Source organism: Halorussus lipolyticus (genome assembly GCF_029338375.1).
GTDB lineage: Archaea > Halobacteriota > Halobacteria > Halobacteriales > Haladaptataceae > Halorussus > Halorussus lipolyticus.
Map to the genome: position 1 here is coordinate 1,168,621 of NZ_CP119804.1, position 17,622 is coordinate 1,186,242.

Genomic DNA, 17,622 nt, shown 5'->3' on the forward strand with positions numbered 1-17,622 from the left:
GGTGGCCGGCGGGTTAGGGGGTTTCGGAATGGGGTTGGCGGCGGAGACGAAACTACACCGAAAAGTCGGTCCGGGCCTCGGCGTCGTCGCCCGAGGAGTTCAGCGTGGCGACCACGGTGTAGTCGCCGGGTTCGGGGTCGTCCCACGCGCCGGGGAAGGTCTCTCCGTCGCCCGCGTCGATGGTCTCGGTCTGGAGCATCTGGGCGAACATCTGGCCGTCGCTGGCCCGCCAGATTTCGTCGCCGTCCTCCAAGACAGCGAAGTCGGCCTTCAGGGCGCTTCGGAAGGTGATTTCTGTGGCGTCGTCGCCGGCGTTCTCGACGGTGTACTCGAACTCGACCGAATCGGACTCGACCGACGCGGTGACGGAACTCTGGAGCGTCATGGTTTCTGTTCCGGCGCGAGGGATTGAAAACTTTTCGCGGGAGTCGGCCCGCGACGGTCCGCTCTAGCAGGCCGCGGACTCGGCGTCCACCAGTCCGCATCCGCTCTCGTCGTCACCGAGGCCGATGTTCTCGGCGGTCTGGCAGATTCGCTCGCGGGCCTCGGTGTTCGTGTAGCCCTGACTCATCACCAGCGCCGCCACGCCGCTGACGTAGGGTGCGGCCATCGAGGTCCCCGAGAGGGTCTCGTAGCCGCCGCCGACGTAGGTCGAGTAGATGTCGGAACCGGGCGCGGCGATTTCGACTTCCGGACCGGTCGACGAGAAACTCGACAGACTGTCGCTGGTGTTGGTCGAGGAGACCGCCATGACCTCCGAGTAGGCGGCGGGGTAGCCCACGCAGTCCGAGCAGGGACCCGAGTTCCCGGCGGCCGCGACCAGCAGGACGCCCTTGTTGTAGGCGTACTCGCAGGCGTCTTTGACCGCCTGCGATGCGCTTCCGCCGAGACTCATGTTGGCGATGTCCCACCCTTGGTTGGCGACGTACTCGATACCGTCCGCGATGTCGGAGTACGACCCGCCGCCGTTCGGTCCGAGGACCTTGACCGAGTGGAGCGTCGCGTCGGGGGCGACGCCGAGGATGCCCTCGCTGTTGTCCACGGCACCGATGATACCGGCGCAGTGAGTTCCGTGGCCGTTGTCGTCGCCCCAGTCGTAGGTACACTCGGCGGAGTAGGGGTCGCAGGCGACGGCGTACGCGCCGGTACCCAGATTCGGTTCGAGGTCGGGGTGGTTGCCGTCGATACCCGTGTCGATGACAGCCACGTCCACGCCCTCACCGGTCGAACAGCCGTGGGCCTGCGGGGCGTCGATTCGGTCGAGACCCCACGGGAGCGTCTGGGCGAGGGCCTCCATCCGGCCGTTCCGTTCGACGTAGCGAACGTCGGCCCGAGATTCGAGGCTCTCCGCGGCCTCCGCCGGGAGTCGAATCGTCACCACGTCGAGCGAGTCGAACTCGCGGACGACATCGCTCGCGGCGTCGAGCGCGGCCAGTCGGCCCGACTTCGACGCGAACCCGACGTTGACCTCGACCGTCCGGTCCGGGGCGGCCGACGCGAGGCCGGTCGCGGCGGTTCCGGCGAACGCGCCGCCGGTTGCTCGAAGGACGTTTCGTCTGGACACGTTCTTGTCGAAGCGCATGGGCGTGTGGTGACACAACAGGCTCTTAAATTTGTAATCTAGCTATCTAAAATAAGAGTAGGGGGTGTCGAAACGGCGGACCGACGCGATGTCGGTCGTCGCTCGAACGACCCGGCAGTCAGTCGTCGCTCGAATTCAGTCCCATCGCGGCGGCGGCGTCCACCAGACCCGCACCCGACTCGTCGCTGGCGAGGCCGATGTCCTCGGCGGTGTTCTTCATGCGAGAGCGCGCTCCGGAGTTGGTGTAGCCCTCGGCCATCAGGAGCGCGGCGACGCCCGAGGCGTGGGCAGTCGCCATCGAGGTCCCCGACAGGGTGATGCAACTCCCGTCGGGTTCGACCGTGGTGATGTCGGAACCGGGCGCGGCGATTTCGATTTCCGGACCCATACTGGAGTAACTCGACAGTTCGTCGCTGGAGTTGGTCGAGGAGACCGCCATGACCTCCGAGTAGGCGGCGGGGTAGCCCACGCAGTCCGAGCAGGGACCACTGCCACCTGCCGCGCCGACCAGCAGGACGCCGTTGTTCTGAGCGTAGGTGCAGGCGTCTTTCAGCGTCTGGGACCCGGAACTGCCGCCGAGGCTGATGTTGCCCACGTCCCACCCTTGGTCGGCGACGTACTCGACGCCCGCGGCGATGTCGGAGTACGACCCCGCGCCGTAGTCGTCCAGTACCTTGACCGAGTGGAGCGTCGCGTCGGGCGCGATGCCGGTCGTGCAGTCGCAACTCTCGCTTGCTCCGATGACGGCCCCGACGTTCGTCCCGTGGCCGTTGTCGTCGTCCCACGGGGCACAGCACCCGCTGGAACAGGAGACGAACGCCTTGCCGGTGCCGACGTTCGGCAGACAGGAGTTGTTACACGGGAGGCCGGTGTCGATGACGGCCACGTCGGCCCCGTCGCCGGTGTAGCCGTTGATGTTGGTCACGTCGGCGTCGATGCGGTCGTAGGCCCACGTCGTCGAGAGCGCGTGCGCGGTGCCGTCGCGCTCGACGTAGCGCACGCCGGGCCGGTCGGCCAGCGCGGTTACGGCCTTCTTGGGCGCGCGAACCGTCATCGCGTCGAAGGCGAACTCGCGGACGACCTCGTTGGCCGCGTCGAAGGCCGCCGTCCGGCCGGCGTCGGATTCGAAGCCGACGTTCGCGCGGACCTCCTCGTCGGGGGCCGCGGAGGCGAGGCCACCCGCGCCGACCGCGAGGAGCGAACCGCCGGTCGTCTTCAGCACGCTTCGTCGTGAAATCGTCTGTTCGGGGGACATCGGTTGTCTAGAGGTCGCCCCACGCCAAAATAATTTCGTAGCTAGAATAAATGAAATAAATTCTCTCGGGAGAGCTACGCTCGGCTATCCGCGTGAAAAAAGACAAGGGGGATGTCGAGGCGGACCGATACCGAGTGACGACCCGAAGACGGGTCGCATCGGGCGGGCAAGACCTGACTAAGGCAGACCCGACTGGTTGCCGCCGTTACAGGCCGTCCACGTCGAGGAGACCAGCGCCCTGCTCGTTGCTGGACAGACCGATGTTGTCGGCGGTGTTCAGGAGACGGCTCTTGGTACCGGAGTTCGTGTAGCCCTCTGCGCGGAGGATGCCCGCGGCACCGGCGACGTGGGGGCACGCCATCGAGGTACCCGAGAGGGTGTCGTAGCCGCCGCCCACGTAGGTCGAGTAGATGTCGGAACCGGGCGCGGCGATGTCGACCTCGGGACCGGTCGAGGAGAAGTCCGAGAGGTTGTCGTACCGGTCAGTCGAGGACACCGCGATGGTCTCGGGGTAGGCGGCGGGGTAGCCGACACAGTCCGAACACGGACCGGAGTTACCCGCGGCCGCGACGATGGTGACGCCGCTGTTGTCGGCGTACTGAATCGCGTCGCGGAGCGTCGAGGAACTCGAGCTACCGCCGAGGCTCATCGAACCGACGTCGTAGCCCTGATTGGCGACCCACTCGACACCGGCCGCGATGTCGGAGTAGGTACCGCCACCGCCGGAGTCCAGCACCTTGACGGCGTGGAGGGTGACTCCCGGCGCGACGCCTTCGACGCCTTCGCCGTTGCCCGCGATGGCACCAGCGATACCGGCACAGTGGGTACCGTGGCCGTTGTCGTCGTCCCAGTCGTATCGACAGTTGGCGTACCACGAGCTACAGCTGGTGAACGCCGCACCAGCGCCGAGGTTGCCCTGCAGGTCGGGGTGGTCGGAGTCGATACCGGTGTCGATGATAGCCACGTCGGCACCGCTACCGTCGGAGGGCTGTTCGGGGGCGTTGACGCGGTCGATACCCCACGGAGTCGTCTCCGCGAGGGCCTGCATCGTGCCGTTCTCCTCGACGTAGCGGACGTTCGGGTTCTTGTCGAGGGCGGTCGCGGCCTTCTTGGGTACCTGAATGGTCACGGCATCGATGGAGTTGAACTCTCGAACCACGTCGTCGGCGGCGTCGAGGGCCTTCTGTTTGCCCTTGTCGGACTTGAAGCCGACGTTGATCTCGACGGTGTCGTCGGGCTTGGCGGCGGCGAGACCAGTGACGCTCATCGCGGCGAGCGAACCACCAGCAGTTCGGAGGACGTTACGTCGGGATATGCCGTTGTTTTGTTCGAGCATCGCATGTAAGCAAACTAACCGAATACTAATAAAGTTTTATTCTAGGTAGTGATATTAGAAAAAATAACTTTGGAGTCTAGCTGACAGCAGTGGATTTCGACGTGCGAGGAGCTAACGACGACGTTTTACCTGTACATGCGAGGAGGACTCCGGTCGGTATCGGCCGGCCGACCCACTCCGAGGGTTCGGCGGACGGGCGCGTTCGCCGCCGTACTCCCCGGTCATTGATGTCAATATACCACAAAATCGTTAGACAACAGTCTGCATAGGGGAAATATATAGATACATTTCTTTCCCATAGGTATACATTGCCTACGGGGCGCGTCGGCTCTCGCCCCGGAGAACCGACCTGCGGAACTGCGTGCGCGCTCGGTGGCGACGCTCCTCTTGGTCCCGAGCGAGAACGACAGAGAGACGCACCGCTCCGAAAGCAATCGACCGTCGAAAGAAAAATCCGTTCGGAGAGCCAGCGAATCGGGCTTACGTGTCGTCGGACGAGTCGTAGCCGAGCGCCGCGGCGGCGTCGAGCAGACCTGCGCCGGACTCGTTGCTGGCGAGGCCGATGCCTTCGGCCGTGTTCTCCAGCGTCGAGCGGATGTTGCTACCGGTCGTGCCGTTAGAGGCGAGCTGACCCGCGACACCCGCGACGTGCGGGGTCGCCATCGAGGTACCCGAGTAGGTGTCGTAGCCGCCGTTGGCGACCGACGAGTAGATGTCGGTACCGGGCGCGGCGATGTCGACTTCCGGACCGGTCGACGAGAAGTCCGAGAGGGTGTCGTCGCTGGCGGTCGAGGAGACGGCCATGACCTCGCTGTAGGCGGCGGGGTAGCCAACACAGTCGGTACACGGACCGGAGTTACCCGCGGCGGCCACGAGGAAGACGCCCTTACTGCTGGCGTACTGAACCGCGTCCTTCAGCGCGGACGAACCCGAGCTACCGCCGAGGCTCATGGATGCAACGTCCCAGCCTTGGTCGGCGGTGTACTCGATACCGGCCGCGATGTCCGAGAACGAACCACTGCCACAGCCGTCGAGGACCTTCACCGCGTGGAGAGTCACGTCGGGCGCGGCACCGATGACACCCTGACTGTTGTTGTCACCAGCGGCGATACCAGCACAGTGGGTACCGTGGTTGTTGTCGTCGTCCCACGACTCGTAACACGTGTTGTCGGCCTTCTTCGCACCGTAGCGACAGCCACCCCTCGTACTACAGGTAGCGAACGCTTTGCCTGCGCCGAGCTTGTCGGTCAGGTCGGGATGGTCGGAGTCGATGCCGGTGTCGAGGATGGCCACGTCGGCACCCGAGCCGAGTTCGCCGTTGGCGTGAAGCACGTCCGACTCGATGCGTTGCTGACCCCACGGCAGGGACTCGGCGAGCGCTTCCATCGTGCCGTTCTCCTCGACGTAACGCACGTTCGGGTTGTTCTGGAGGGCCGTGGCCGCCTTCTTGGGCATCTGGGCGGTCACGATGTCCAGCGAGCCGAACTCGCGGACGACTTCCGAAGCCTTGTTGACGGCCGCGTCCCGTCCGCGCTTGGACGAGAAGCCGACGTTGACCTCGACTTTATCGCCGGCCTTCGCCGCCGCCAGACCGCTCGCAGAAGCCGTCGCAACCGATGCGCCGGCCGCCTTTAGCACGTTACGCCGCGACATCCCATTGTCATTATCTAACATCGCGCTTGTCACTCTACACCACTCGTATAAAATACTTTCTGTTCAACCGTTAAAATAGTATCTAACTCACAGATTTTCTAAAGTAGAGATTAGAAAATTAATCTATAGTTGGCCAGTCACGTCGGAAAACGTAGCCTCGATGACTAGTACAGGGTGGAGACGGCGGTAACGGCGTACTGAGGAGTAACGAACAGCAACTGTCGTCGTCACAGAGCGCGGGCGCGCCGAGGAGACCCACCGACTCCGAAACGTCGGGCGCGACGTGACTATCGAAAAACGACGTGACTACCCAGAACAGACCGCGAACACCGCAGTCAGAGAAGCGACTCGTGGCGGGGTGACCGACGAAAAAATTTCGTCAGGTAATGACGCTGAGCGGGACCGCCAAAGTCGCCAGTTTACGTGTCGTCGGACGAGTCGTAGCCGAGCGCCGCGGCGGCGTCGAGCAGACCTGCGCCGGACTCGTTGCTGGCCAGACCGATGCCTTCGGCCGTGTTCTTCAGCGTCGAGCGGATGTTGCTACCGGTCGTGCCGTTAGAGGCGAGCTGACCCGCGACACCCGCGACGTGCGGGGTCGCCATCGAGGTACCCGAGTAGGTGTCGTAGCCCGCGTTCGACGCGATGGTCGAGTAGATGTCGGTACCGGGAGCGGCGATTTCGACCTCGGGACCGGTCGACGAGAAGTCCGAGAGGGTGTCGTCGCTGGCGGTCGAGGAGACGGCCATGACCTCGCTGTAGGCGGCGGGGTAGCCAACACAGTCGGTACACGGACCGGAGTTGCCGGCCGCGGCCACGAGGAAGACGCCCTTACTGCTGGCGTACTGAACCGCGTCCTTGAGCGCCGAGGAGCCCGAGCTACCACCGAGGGACATCGAAGCGACGTCCCAGCCTTGGTCGGCGGTGTACTCGATACCGGCCGCGATGTCCGAGAACGAACCACTGCCACAGCCGTCGAGAACCTTGACGGCGTGGAGGGTCACGTCGGGTGCGGCACCGATGACGCCCTTGCTGTTGTTGTCACCAGCGGCGATACCGGCACAGTGAGTACCGTGGTTGTTGTCGTCGTCCCACGAGTAGTTACACGTGTTGTCGGCCTTTTTCGCACCGTAGCGACAGCCACCGGACGTGCTACACGTGGCGAACGCCTTACCCGCGCCGAGCTTGTCGGTCAGGTCGGGGTGGTCGGAGTCGATACCGGTGTCGAGGATGGCCACGTCGGCACCCGAGCCGAGTTCGCCGTTGGCGTAAAGCACGTCCGAGTCGATGCGTTGCTGACCCCACGGCAGGGACTCGGCGAGCGCTTCCATCGTGCCGTTCTCCTCGACGTACCGGATGTTGGGGTTGCTTTCGAGAGCCGTGGCCGCCTTCTTCGACGCTCGCATCGTCACGATGTCGAGCGAGTCGAAGTCTCGAACAACCTCGTCGGCCGCGCCGAGGGCCTTCTGTCGGCCGCTCTCGGACTTGAAGCCGACGTTCACTTCCACCGTGTCGCCGGCCTTCGCCGCCGCCAGACCGCTTGCGGAAGCCGTCGCAACCGATGCGCCGGCCATCTTGAGAACATTACGCCGCGAAACTCCATTGTCGTTACCTAACATGGCATGTGAAACAAATGCACGATGGGTAATAAAGTTTTCCTAGTCTGTCCGTGAAATTAACTTGGCGAGTAACTCGATACGTAGTTAGAGTTACAGAAAATAGCTCGGAAGTCGCGCTGGGTTCGGAATTTTCGATTGAAGTAGTATTGAAATGCGGAGTGAAGACGCTGTTTCGTCGGTACTCAACCGTCGGAAAAGTCCACCGGGAAACACGCGCAAAAAGAGTACTTCGGCGTTCGCAGACGGCCGTCGGCGAGTGCTTAGGTGCTGTCCGACGAGTCGAGGCCGAGCGCCGCGGCGGCGTCGAGCAGACCCGACCCGGACTCGTTCGCCGAGAGGTTGATGCTCTCTGCGGTCTGCTTCAGTTGACTCCGCGCGCCGGCGTTGTCGTAGCCGTTGGCCATCAGTTGCCCGCCAGCACCCGCGACGTGGGGACAGGCCATCGAGGTGCCCGAGAACGTGTCGTAGCCACCCGGCACCGTCGAGTAGATGTTCGAACCGGGCGCGGCGATTTCGATTTCCGGACCCTGCGACGAGAAGTCCGAGAGGTTGTCGTTGTCGTTGGTCGAACTGACCGCCATGACCTCGGCGTACTTGGCGGGGTACTTCACGCAGTCGGTACACGGCCCGGCGTTGCCGGCCGCGGCGACGAGGAGGACGCCGTTGTTCTGGGCGTACTCCACAGCGTCCTGAAGCGCCTGCGACCCGGAATCGCCGCCGAGGCTCATTGAACCGACGTCCCACCCTTGGTTGGCGGTGTACTCGATTCCCGCCGCGATGTCGGAGTACGTGCCACTGCCAGCGCAGTCCAGCACCTTGACCGCGTGGAGCGTCGCCTTCGTACTGACGCCGACGACGCCCTTGCTGTTGTCGCGGGCGTCAGCGATGCCCGCACAGTGGGTCCCGTGGTCGTTGTCGTCGTCCCACGGCTTCCGACACGTGTTGTTGTTGCCGTAGAACCGGCAGTTCCCCGTGAAGCCACCGTTCCCGCAGGAGACGAAGGCCTTGCCCTTCCCCAAGTTGTTCTTCAGGTCGGGGTGGTCGGAGTCGATGCCCGTGTCGATGATGGCGATGTCCGCGCCCTTGCCCGTCTCGCCGTTGGCGTGGGCGACTTCCGCGTCTACCCGGTCGATACCCCACGGGAGCGTCTGGGCGAGCGCTTCCATCGTGCCGTTCTCCTCGACGTACCGGATGTTGGGGTTCTGTTCGAGTGCCGTCGCGGCCTGCTTGGGCATCTTCGCGGTCACGATGTCGAGCGAGTTAAACACCCGAACCACGTCGCTCGCGGCGTCGAGCGCCTGCTGACGGCCTCTCTCGGACGAGAATCCGACGTTCACCTCCACCGTGTCGCCGGGGTCGGCCCCAGCGAGTCCGGTCGCACCCACCGTGGCGACGGACCCACCAACCGTCTTGAGAACGTTCCTCCTTAGCACACCGTTGTCATTATCGAACATGACAATAGAATAAATGCGAGTATTCGGTAAGAAGCTTCCATCTAGTTATTTAAATTATGATTCTGGATAACGTATCCGATGGCGAGCGACTGAATCAATCGACAAACGAACCTCTCCGAACTCGACACCGTTACGAAAAAAGCACTTGTCGGGAGTCAGCGAGCCGAGTTACGTGCTGTCCGACGAGTCGAGGCCGAGCGCCGCGGCGGCGTCGAGCAGACCTGCGCCGGACTCGTTGCTGGCCAGACCGATGTCCTCGGCCGAGGACTTGAGCTGACTGCGAGTGTCGCTGGCGGAGTTGCCGTTGGCCATCAGCTGACCGGCGGCACCAGCGACGTGCGGGCAGGCCATCGAGGTGCCCGAGAGGGTGCTGTAACCGCTCGGGACCGTGGAGTAGATGTCGGTACCGGGTGCGGCGATTTCGATTTCGGGACCCTGCGACGAGAAACTCGACAGACCGTCGCTGGAGTTGGTCGAGGAGACAGCCATGACCTCGCTGTAGGCGGCGGGGTAGCCAACACAGTCGGTACAGGAGCCGTCGTTACCGGCCGCGGCCACGAGGAAGACGCCCTTACTGCTGGCGTACTGAACCGCGTCCTTGAGCGCCGACGAACTAGAACCACCGAGACTCATCGAGGCGACGTCCCAGCCCTGATTGGCGACGTACTCGATACCGGCCGCGATGTCGGACATCGAACCACTACCGGCACAGTCCAGCACCTTGACGGCGTGGAGGGTGGCTTCCGTGGAGACGCCAACGACGCCCTCGGAGTTGTTCACTCCGTTTGCGATGCCGGCACAGTGAGTCCCGTGGTCGTTGTCGTCGGACCACGAGGTGTTACAGGAGTTGCTGTTGCCGGAGAACGCACAGCCGAAGTAGCCGCCGTTACCACAGGAGACGAACGACTTGCCCGTCCCGAGGTTGGCCTGCAGGTCGGGGTGGTCGTCGTCGATGCCGGTGTCGATGATGGCGATGTCCGCGCCAGCGCCCGTCTCGCCGTTGGCGTGGGCGACTTCCGCGTCAACGCGGTCCACGCCCCACGGGAGGCTCTGGGCGAGCGCTTCCATCGTGCCGTTCTCCTCGACGTAACGCACGTTCGGGTTGTTCTCCAGCCCTTTGGCCGCTTTCGCGGGCATCTGGGCGGTCACGATGTCGAGCGAACCGAACTCGCGAACGACGTCCGACGCTTTATCGACGGCGGCGTCCCGGCCGCGCTTGGACGAGAAACCGACGTTGACTTCGACTTTGTCGTTCGGCTTGGCCGCCGCGAGTCCGCTTCCCGCCGCGGTCGCTACGGACGCACCGACACCTTTCAGAACGTTTCGCCTCGAAAGCCCCTTGTTGTTATGTGGCATACAACATGCAAATAAACCCCACTCATAATAAAATTTTTGCTAGATGGGGCAAACATTTAAATTCCGCTAAATCTAAGTAATATTAACTTACAAACTTGTATTTAGTTTCCCAGCGTTTTCCGGCGGCGATTGCCGAGCGACCCGAACGGCACGCCTTTAGGAACCGAACCCGTAGCCGTCGGCGTGCAAATCGTCGGGTACGCGACAGAGGCCGACGACCGACGACCGGCGCTCCTCGTCGCAGACGATGAGGTCCGGCGCGAACCGCTGGAACCGGGCGACAGCCTCGGCTACTCACTGGGCGAGCGCCGATGCGCCGGGGCGCTCGACGGGACGACCCACTACGACTGTCAGCGCGAGGACGCGCCCTACTGCGACCAACACACCAGCACGTGGGTCTGCGCCCGGTGTACCGGCACTTGCCTCAAGGACGAGATGGACTGCCACGACGACCACGCTCTCTACCTCGCTGGCTTCGCGCCCCGGACGTTCAAGGTCGGCGTGACCAAAGAGTGGCGACTCCAAACCCGCCTGCGAGAGCAGGGCGCGGACCGCGCTGTCCTCCTCCGGACCGTCGAGAGCGGCCGCATCGCCCGCGAAATCGAATCGCAACTGGCCGAGGAGTTCACCGACCGCGTGCGCGTGCCCACGAAGGTTTCTGGCCTCCACCGCGAGGTGGACCGCTCGGCGTGGGAAGCGACGCTATCGGAGTTCGACCCCATCGAGACGTTCGACTTCGACTACGGTCTCGACTTGGACTCCGCGCCGGTGCCCGAGACGCTGGCCTCGGGCGAGGTTCGGGGCGTGCAGGGCCGCGTGCTGGTCCTCGAACGCGGCGGAACGACCTACGCGGTGGACCTACGAGACTTGGTGGGCTACGAGATTCACGAGGAGGAAAGTGAGCGCGAGTTACAGTCGAGTCTCGCGGCGTTCTAGGTGCTGTTTTTGGACGAGTACTGGTACGCGCAGAGAATCTTGTTTCGGAGGACGCAGGTGGCGTGAGAGGAATCGCTAGCTTCAGGCGTGAGCAAGGCGGTCTCCCGCACCGCTACCGCGACTGCTCCTCGTCCTCCCCACCCTCCTGCGCTACTCCCTTCGGTCCGTTGCTCGTCCCTCGCGCGCGAGGCGCGGCGCTCGTGAGCGCCGCGCCCACACGCGCCCGGAGTAAAGAAATAAATGCATGTTCTAGACATACATTATTATATTCCTAAGATATGGAAATATTTCTTACCAGCACGAAATGTCGCCGAGAACGGACTGCCGAATCAGCCGAGCGTTTATACACGAGGAGGGGACCAACCGATGGCGTGCCGACCCAACCTCAGTTCAGTTCGAGTCCGCGAATCGCCACCGAATCGCCCTCCTGCACTTCGCCAATGACGCGGCCGTCGGTCTCCGCCGCGAGGTCCTCGGCCTCGTCGGCGGGGAGCGCGACCACGAACCCGGTGCCCATGTTGAAGGTTCGGTGCATCTCCTCGTCGCTCACGTTGCCCTCCGACTGGACGAACTCGAAGACCGGTTGGGCGTCGAAGGGGTCGGTAATCTCGTAGCGGAACTCGCCCATCCGCGAGAGGTTGGTCCACCCGCCGCCGGTGACGTGGGCCGCGGCGTGGACCTCGCGCTCGCGGAGGTCATCCAGCAGGTAGGTGTAGATGCGGGTCGGTTCCAGCAGGACCTCGCCGATGGACGGATTGTCGGCCGCGAGGGTCTCGGCCTCGGTATCGAGCGGGAAGGGGTCGCTGTAGTCGTGACTCCGGGTCGCGGCCTCCCGAGCGAGGGTGAGGCCGTTCGAGTGAATCCCGCTGGAGGGGAACCCGACTAGCGCGTCGCCGTCCTCGGCCTCGCCGGGGAACACGGCGTCCTTCGGCGCGAGGCCGACGCAGGCCCCCGCGAGGTCCAAGCCCTTGATGACCTCGGGCATGACCGCCGTCTCGCCGCCGACCAGCGCGATTTCGGCTTCCTCTGCGCCCGCCGCGAGGCCGTCGCCGACCTGTTCGGAGAACTCCTCGCTGGGTTCGTCCACCGCGAGGTAGTCCACGAACGCGACGGGTTCGACGCCCGACGCCACGAGGTCGTTTGCGTTCATGGCGATGCAGTCGATGCCCACGGTGGAGTAGTCGCCGAGGGCTTCGGCAACGAGCAGTTTCGTGCCCACGCCGTCGGTCGCCAGCGCGAGGTACCGGTCGCCGATGTCCAGCAGACCCGCGTACTCGCTCTCGTCGATGTCGCCGACCGCGCCGACCAGTGCCGACGTGGCGGCCTCGCTCGCCTCGATGTCCACCCCTGCGTCCGCGTAGGTTAGCTCCTCGTCGTCTTCGGTCATATCGGATGAGGCGAGGGGAGCGAGTAAAGTTCCACCGTTTGCGTCCGGGAGGAGGAGTGGTTTGGCTTGGGAAGTGTTCGGCGAAGACGACCAGTCAGGGGAATACTGGAGTGCTGTTGTCCTCTTGAACCCCCGCCCGCTCGCCTCGCGCCCACAGTCTTCTTGTCCCGGCAGGTTGCTAACGGATTCGTGACCGAACCACTCACCGAGTCCGACGAGGACAAGCGCGTCGTCTCCGCCGACGGCGAACTCCTCGGCAAGATTGCGAAGGTAGACCAAGGCGTCGCCCACCTCGACCCCGAGGAGGACTACGAGGCCATCCAGTCCTACCTCGACTGGGAGAACGACTCCGACGAGGGCTACACTTTCCAAGAGACCGCAGTCGAGGAGGTCACCGACGAGAAGGTCGTCTTGAGAGAAGGCGGCGAAGCCTAATCAGAGCGAGAAGCCGAACAGCGCCCACGCCGCCAACCCGAAGCAGGGGAGACCGAACGCCAGAAACGCCGGCATCGACCACTTTTTGACCGTGTTGCCGTCGAGCGGGCCGAACGGAATCATGTTGAACCCCGCCAGCAGGAAGTTGATGTAGAGACCGAAGTTGGCCACGGTGCCGACCACGCCGGGGATGTCGAGGAAGGCCACCGGGAGGAAGATGACCCCGAGCGCGACGTTGGTCAGCGGTCCCGCCAGCGCGATGAGACCGTTCTCGCGGGGCGTGGCGTGTCCTCGGTGGTAGACCGCGCCCGGCGCGGCGAACAGAAAGCCCGCCAGCGCGCCCATCACCGCGAGGAACAGCATGTTGTAGTCGGCGCGGAACTCGGCGACCTGTCCGAACTTGATGGCCGTCACCTTGTGGGCGAGTTCGTGCAGGAGAAAGCCCAAGCCAGCCGTGACCATCGTCATCGGGAGAATCGTGACGAGCGATTCCGGCCGAGAGATGATTCGCTGACCGCCGCCCAACAGGATAGCGAACGCCACGCCGAGCGCGACCCACGCCACTGCCAAGTCGCGTAGCTCACGGCCGCTAAAACGAATGTTCGCGCTCATCGAAGGATGCCCCTCGTCATGTCAGCGTCTGAATGATGAGGTCGGCACTGTTTTGGGCACCCTGTATCATCAGGTTGGTAATCTGGTCCACGCCGCCGACTTGCGACCCCAGCAGGGGCAAGACGACGAAGGGGAAGGCCAGACTCGCAATCATGCTCCCGACGTTGGTCATCGCCACGATGGCGATGAGTCGGAACAGGGGAACGTCGAGCATCCGGCCCAGAATGTCCTTGAGCGGACTCTCGTCGTCGGAGAGGATTTCGTTGAGTTTGGCGATGTCGCCGACGTTGACCGAGGTGTATTTCAGTTCGACGTAGCCCGCGAACCACCCCGGCGCGAGGAGGGGGTTGACGCTGGTCAGCCACGCGACTGCGCCGCCGACGCCCGCCGAGGTCCAGCGCGCGCCGGCCAGTTTGGCCAGACCGAACGCGAAGACCCCGTTGAACAGGAACCACGCCCCGAACACCTTCAACAGGAGCGTGTTCCGGACGCCCGCCATGAAAAGCAGGAAGAAAAACGAGAGGAAGCCCAGCGCCATCACGTAGCCGAAGATTTTGAACAGCGAGAATCGGCTTCCCGACTCGGTGCCCACGAGGTCCTCCATCGGCGGAAGGGTCTCGGGACGTTCGAGGTACTTCTCAATGCCTGCGCGGTGGCCCGCGCCGACGATTGCCACCACGTCGTGGCCCGCGTCTCGGAGTTGGACGAGGTTGTGGGCGATGTAGGCGTCGCGCTCGTCGATGAGGGCCTCTGCCCCGCCGGGCGAGAACTGGCGGAACTCCTCCATCATCGCCGAGACCACGTCGCCGTCGGTCAGTTCCTCGATGTCGAACTCCTCGTCCTCGTCGGGTTCGCCGATGCCGACCATCGCCAGACAGAGTTCCCAGACCATCCGCAGTTTCTCGAAGATGGACATCCGCGCCCAGAATCGCTGAATCGTCGTCTGGATGTCCCGGTCCACCAGCGCGACTTCGCTCCCGACGGCCTCGGCCGCCTCGATTGCGGCCTCCATGTCCGCGCCGGGTTCGATGTCGAAGCGGTCGCCCATCCGGGCCTGAACGTACGATAGCATCCAGTAGGCGATGAACTGGAAGACTGTGTTGCCCTGCAAGAGGTCGGAAGGTTCGAGGTCTTGGGCCACCTCGCCCTGCATCTGGCGATACCGGCCCTCGTCGAGTTCGACCGCGACCACGTCGGGGCGCTCGTCGTCGATGGTCTCGCGGACCTCCTCGACGCTGTCGGCGGAGACGTGGGCGGTCCCGACGACCCGAACGCTCCCGTCGCCGTCTCCGGCGTCCAACTCGGCTGAATCGCTCATCGTTCGCCTTACACGCCGTCCCTTTTTACCGTTGTCGGTGCCGAGATATTTAGCACTTTTCTGAGAGTTCCGGCGTCTCCCGCTCGGAGTCTCCCGGCGTTCGTCTCCGGCCCCGCGCAGGGAACGACCCGTTACGCAGAGTAAGGCGAGCAATAACAATGACCCGCGGGTTCCACGACTCCAACGACTCCATGAATCGCCGACGACTCCTCGGGTGGGCCAGCGGGGCTGGGGTGACGGCGCTCGCCGGTTGTCCCGCGGTTCCGGACGACGCCGACAGCGATACCCGAAGCGATTCGTCCGGCGCGGGCGAGGACGCCGACTCCGACCGCCCCGATTCCGACCTCGCCGAATCGGTCCCGACGAGCGCCGACGTTCCGGTCTCGGCGGGCGATTTCGACCGCGCGGTGAACGCGGTCGAGGCCGGGGCAAATCCCGAGGCCGAGGAGCCAATCGACGACCTCCTGAACGAGTTCGCGTGGGGCGACGAGGAGGTCCTCCTCGTGTTTCCGGATGGCCGGTATCGCGTCGGCGGCGTCTCGCTCTCGGGACCGGGCCGGTTCGGGATGGTCGCCGAATCCGACGCCGACCCGACGCTGGTCCCGGCCGGGCCGAGCGACGAAATCGGACCGGCCCTCCTCCAGTTTCTCGACGTCGAGGACTTCCTGTTCGAAGGCTTCACGCTCGACTTCCGGCGGGAGGGGTTCGGCGGCAAGGTCCACGTCACGACCGGCGGGGACCTCGCCATCCGAAACCTCCGAGTTCGGGGCCAGTACCCCGCGGACGCCAGCGGGTTCCACCTCGCGGTCGAATCGTCGTCGGGCACCGGACTGGTCGAGAACGTCTCGGTTCCCGGCGGCGGTCCGCAGGGCGGTCGGTCCATCGGGACGTTCGTGGACCGCAGGCACGCCGGGGAACTCACCCTGCGCAACTGCGTCCTCCAGAACTTCCCGAACAACGGCCTCTACGCCTCCGCGCCCGGCGGGGACGGGAGTCTGAAGGGCTACGGCGGCGTCGTCCGGGTGGTGGGCGGTCTCTACCGGAACAACAACATCGCCAACGTCCGCCTCGGCGGGCAGGGTGCGGTCGCCCGCAACGTGACCATCGTCGTGGACCGGGTGCCGCCCTACAACCGGTTGAACGCCCGCGGCCTGCTGTTCCGGAACGGCACCGGCCACCGGGTCGAGAACTGCCGCATCGTCCTCGGCGAGGAGGCCGGCGAGAGTCTGGGCGCAATCGTGTTCAACCCGGACGCCGGCCGGGTGTTCGTCCGGAACACCGACATCGAGATGGACCGCGACGGGATTCCGGCGGTGTACGCCCCGCCGCCCTCGGCGAAGGCCTCGGGCGAGGTCGGTCCGGTGTTCGACAACGTGGCGATTCGCGGGACCGCGGGCGGCGGCCCGACCGTAGACGTGGCGGGCCGAGACCGGACGAGAGTCCGGAACTCCCGCATCGTCCAGTCCGGCGCGGACCGGGCGGGCCTCCGACTCGCCCGGTCCGACGAGAGTCTCCTCGCGCGGACCACCATCGACGTGACCGGCGACCCGATACTGAGTCCCGAGTCGTCGCTGTCGCGCCAGCGCGTGGAGGTGGTCGGATGAGCAGTTGGCGCGGATTCCGCACAGCTACGAGAAACAAATATGTGTCTAAAAGAAATAAAAAAGTGTCTTTACAATACGTAGGGGTGGCTGAATGACGGGCGAGCGGACGACGGCCCTTCCCGACCTCTCGGTTGTCGTCATCGCGCGCAACGAGGAGGACCGAATCGGCGATTGCCTCAACTCCGTGTTCACAGCGACAGACGCCTTCGATTCGGAGGTGGTCGTCGTGGACTCGAACTCGACCGACCGGACCGTCGAGCGCGCCCGCGAGTTCCCGGTCTCGGTTCTGCGGATTCCCGACGACGACCTCACGACGCCTTCAGCGGGCCGGTTCGTCGGCGCGGCGTTCGCCGACGGCGAGCAGGTGCTGTTCGTGGACGGCGACATGGTGCTGGAGGACGGATGGCTCGAACCCGCGGCGGAGATGCTTGCCGAAAACCCCGATTTAGCGGGCGTCGGTGGCCACCTCGACCAGACCGACGCGACCGAACTCCGCGAACCCGACTGGCTCCACGGGGTCGCGCTCTACGACGCCGACGCGCTCGCATCGGTCGGCGGGTTCGACCCCTTCCTCCGGGCGCTCGAGGACCTCCACCTCGGGTTCGAGTTGACCGCCGAGGGGTATCGACTCGCCAGACTGCCGGTCACGGTCAGCGACCACGCCCGCGAGGCCTCGGACTATCTCGAACCGGTCCGGCGGTGGCGACGGGGGTTCTTCCACGGGGTCGCCGACGCGCTCTTTCGGTCGGCGTCGTCGCCGCGCCTGCTAGCCGCCCACCTCCGGGCGAAGCGCCACGCGCTCGCTGTCGGGGGGTGGCTCCTCGTCGGCTTCGGGTCGCTGGTCGCTCTCCCGGCCTTCCTGCTGTGGCTTGCCGCGTCGGCGGTCGGGTTCGCTGTGCTGGCCCGACTGGAGGGGTTCGAGCGCGCGTACAAACTAGTTACACTCTGGGTCCTGCTCTGGGGGGGAGTGGCGACCCACGAGTGGCGAGCGCCCAGAGAGCGCGACGAGTACCCCCTCGACAGTATCGAGGAGGTCGAATCCGGCCCGCGACTGACCACTGCTGTGCAGGGAGACTGA

At 64.7% G+C, this 17,622-nt stretch carries 15 protein-coding genes; 4 read left to right on the forward strand and 11 right to left on the reverse strand.

Annotated features, from left to right (window positions below; translation table 11 throughout):
• Positions 1 to 52: 52 nt before the first annotated feature.
• The 8 genes from P2T57_RS05925 to P2T57_RS05960 all read right to left on the reverse strand — a co-directional run bounded on the left by P2T57_RS05925 (position 53) and on the right by P2T57_RS05960 (position 10,252).
• Complete coding sequence (locus P2T57_RS05925) at positions 53 to 385, reverse strand: BsuPI-related putative proteinase inhibitor (protein WP_276301565.1); 333 nt, start codon at positions 383 to 385, stop codon at positions 53 to 55.
• A gap of 63 nt (positions 386 to 448) precedes the next feature.
• Positions 449 to 1,582 carry a S8 family peptidase gene (locus P2T57_RS05930; protein ID WP_276301566.1) on the reverse strand — a complete coding sequence of 378 codons (1,134 nt, stop codon included), beginning with the start codon at positions 1,580 to 1,582 and terminating at the stop codon, positions 449 to 451.
• A 118-nt stretch (positions 1,583 to 1,700) separates the two neighbouring features.
• Positions 1,701 to 2,837: a S8 family serine peptidase gene (locus tag P2T57_RS05935; protein ID WP_276301567.1), complete on the reverse strand. Its 1,137-nt coding sequence runs from the start codon at positions 2,835 to 2,837 to the stop codon at positions 1,701 to 1,703.
• Positions 2,838 to 3,042: 205 nt separating this feature from the next.
• Positions 3,043 to 4,173, reverse strand: coding sequence for a S8 family peptidase (locus P2T57_RS05940; protein WP_276301568.1), 1,131 nt, complete (start codon positions 4,171 to 4,173; stop codon positions 3,043 to 3,045).
• Positions 4,174 to 4,653: 480 nt separating this feature from the next.
• The gene (locus tag P2T57_RS05945) at positions 4,654 to 5,847 is read right to left on the reverse strand and encodes a S8 family peptidase (protein ID WP_276301569.1); all 1,194 of its coding nucleotides are present in this window, start codon (positions 5,845 to 5,847) and stop codon (positions 4,654 to 4,656) included.
• Between the two features lie 398 nt (positions 5,848 to 6,245).
• A complete protein-coding gene (locus tag P2T57_RS05950; RefSeq protein ID WP_276301570.1) occupies positions 6,246 to 7,397 on the reverse strand; it encodes a S8 family peptidase in 1,152 nt (383 codons plus the stop codon).
• A gap of 305 nt (positions 7,398 to 7,702) precedes the next feature.
• Positions 7,703 to 8,896: a S8 family peptidase gene (locus tag P2T57_RS05955; protein WP_276301571.1), complete on the reverse strand. Its 1,194-nt coding sequence runs from the start codon at positions 8,894 to 8,896 to the stop codon at positions 7,703 to 7,705.
• A gap of 168 nt (positions 8,897 to 9,064) precedes the next feature.
• Positions 9,065 to 10,252, reverse strand: coding sequence for a S8 family serine peptidase (locus tag P2T57_RS05960; RefSeq protein ID WP_276301572.1), 1,188 nt, complete (start codon positions 10,250 to 10,252; stop codon positions 9,065 to 9,067).
• A gap of 183 nt (positions 10,253 to 10,435) precedes the next feature.
• Between P2T57_RS05960 and P2T57_RS05965 the strand changes: the two genes are divergently transcribed.
• Positions 10,436 to 11,188, forward strand: coding sequence for a DUF2797 domain-containing protein (locus P2T57_RS05965; protein ID WP_276301573.1), 753 nt, complete (start codon positions 10,436 to 10,438; stop codon positions 11,186 to 11,188).
• 385 nt (positions 11,189 to 11,573) lie between these two features.
• Here P2T57_RS05965 and purM read toward each other — a convergent pair whose 3' ends face one another.
• Positions 11,574 to 12,575, reverse strand: a complete 1,002-nt coding sequence (gene purM / locus P2T57_RS05970; protein ID WP_276301574.1) for a phosphoribosylformylglycinamidine cyclo-ligase — start codon at positions 12,573 to 12,575, stop codon at positions 11,574 to 11,576.
• A 189-nt stretch (positions 12,576 to 12,764) separates the two neighbouring features.
• Between purM and P2T57_RS05975 the strand changes: the two genes are divergently transcribed.
• Positions 12,765 to 13,010, forward strand: coding sequence for a hypothetical protein (locus P2T57_RS05975; protein ID WP_276301575.1), 246 nt, complete (start codon positions 12,765 to 12,767; stop codon positions 13,008 to 13,010).
• Here P2T57_RS05975 and P2T57_RS05980 read toward each other — a convergent pair whose 3' ends face one another.
• Both P2T57_RS05980 and P2T57_RS05985 read right to left on the reverse strand, forming a co-directional pair.
• Positions 13,011 to 13,622 (reverse strand): metalloprotease, encoded by a 612-nt coding sequence (locus P2T57_RS05980; RefSeq protein ID WP_276301576.1) that lies wholly within the window; start codon positions 13,620 to 13,622, stop codon positions 13,011 to 13,013.
• Between the two features lie 16 nt (positions 13,623 to 13,638).
• Entirely contained in the window at positions 13,639 to 14,940 is a 1,302-nt protein-coding gene (locus P2T57_RS05985; RefSeq protein ID WP_276301577.1) for a TraB/GumN family protein, read from the reverse strand.
• 158 nt (positions 14,941 to 15,098) lie between these two features.
• Here P2T57_RS05985 and P2T57_RS05990 point away from each other — a divergent pair, with 158 nt between their 5' ends.
• Positions 15,099 to 16,544 (forward strand): hypothetical protein, encoded by a 1,446-nt coding sequence (locus tag P2T57_RS05990; protein ID WP_276301578.1) that lies wholly within the window; start codon positions 15,099 to 15,101, stop codon positions 16,542 to 16,544.
• 91 nt (positions 16,545 to 16,635) lie between these two features.
• Entirely contained in the window at positions 16,636 to 17,622 is a 987-nt protein-coding gene (locus P2T57_RS05995; protein WP_276301579.1) for a glycosyltransferase family 2 protein, read from the forward strand.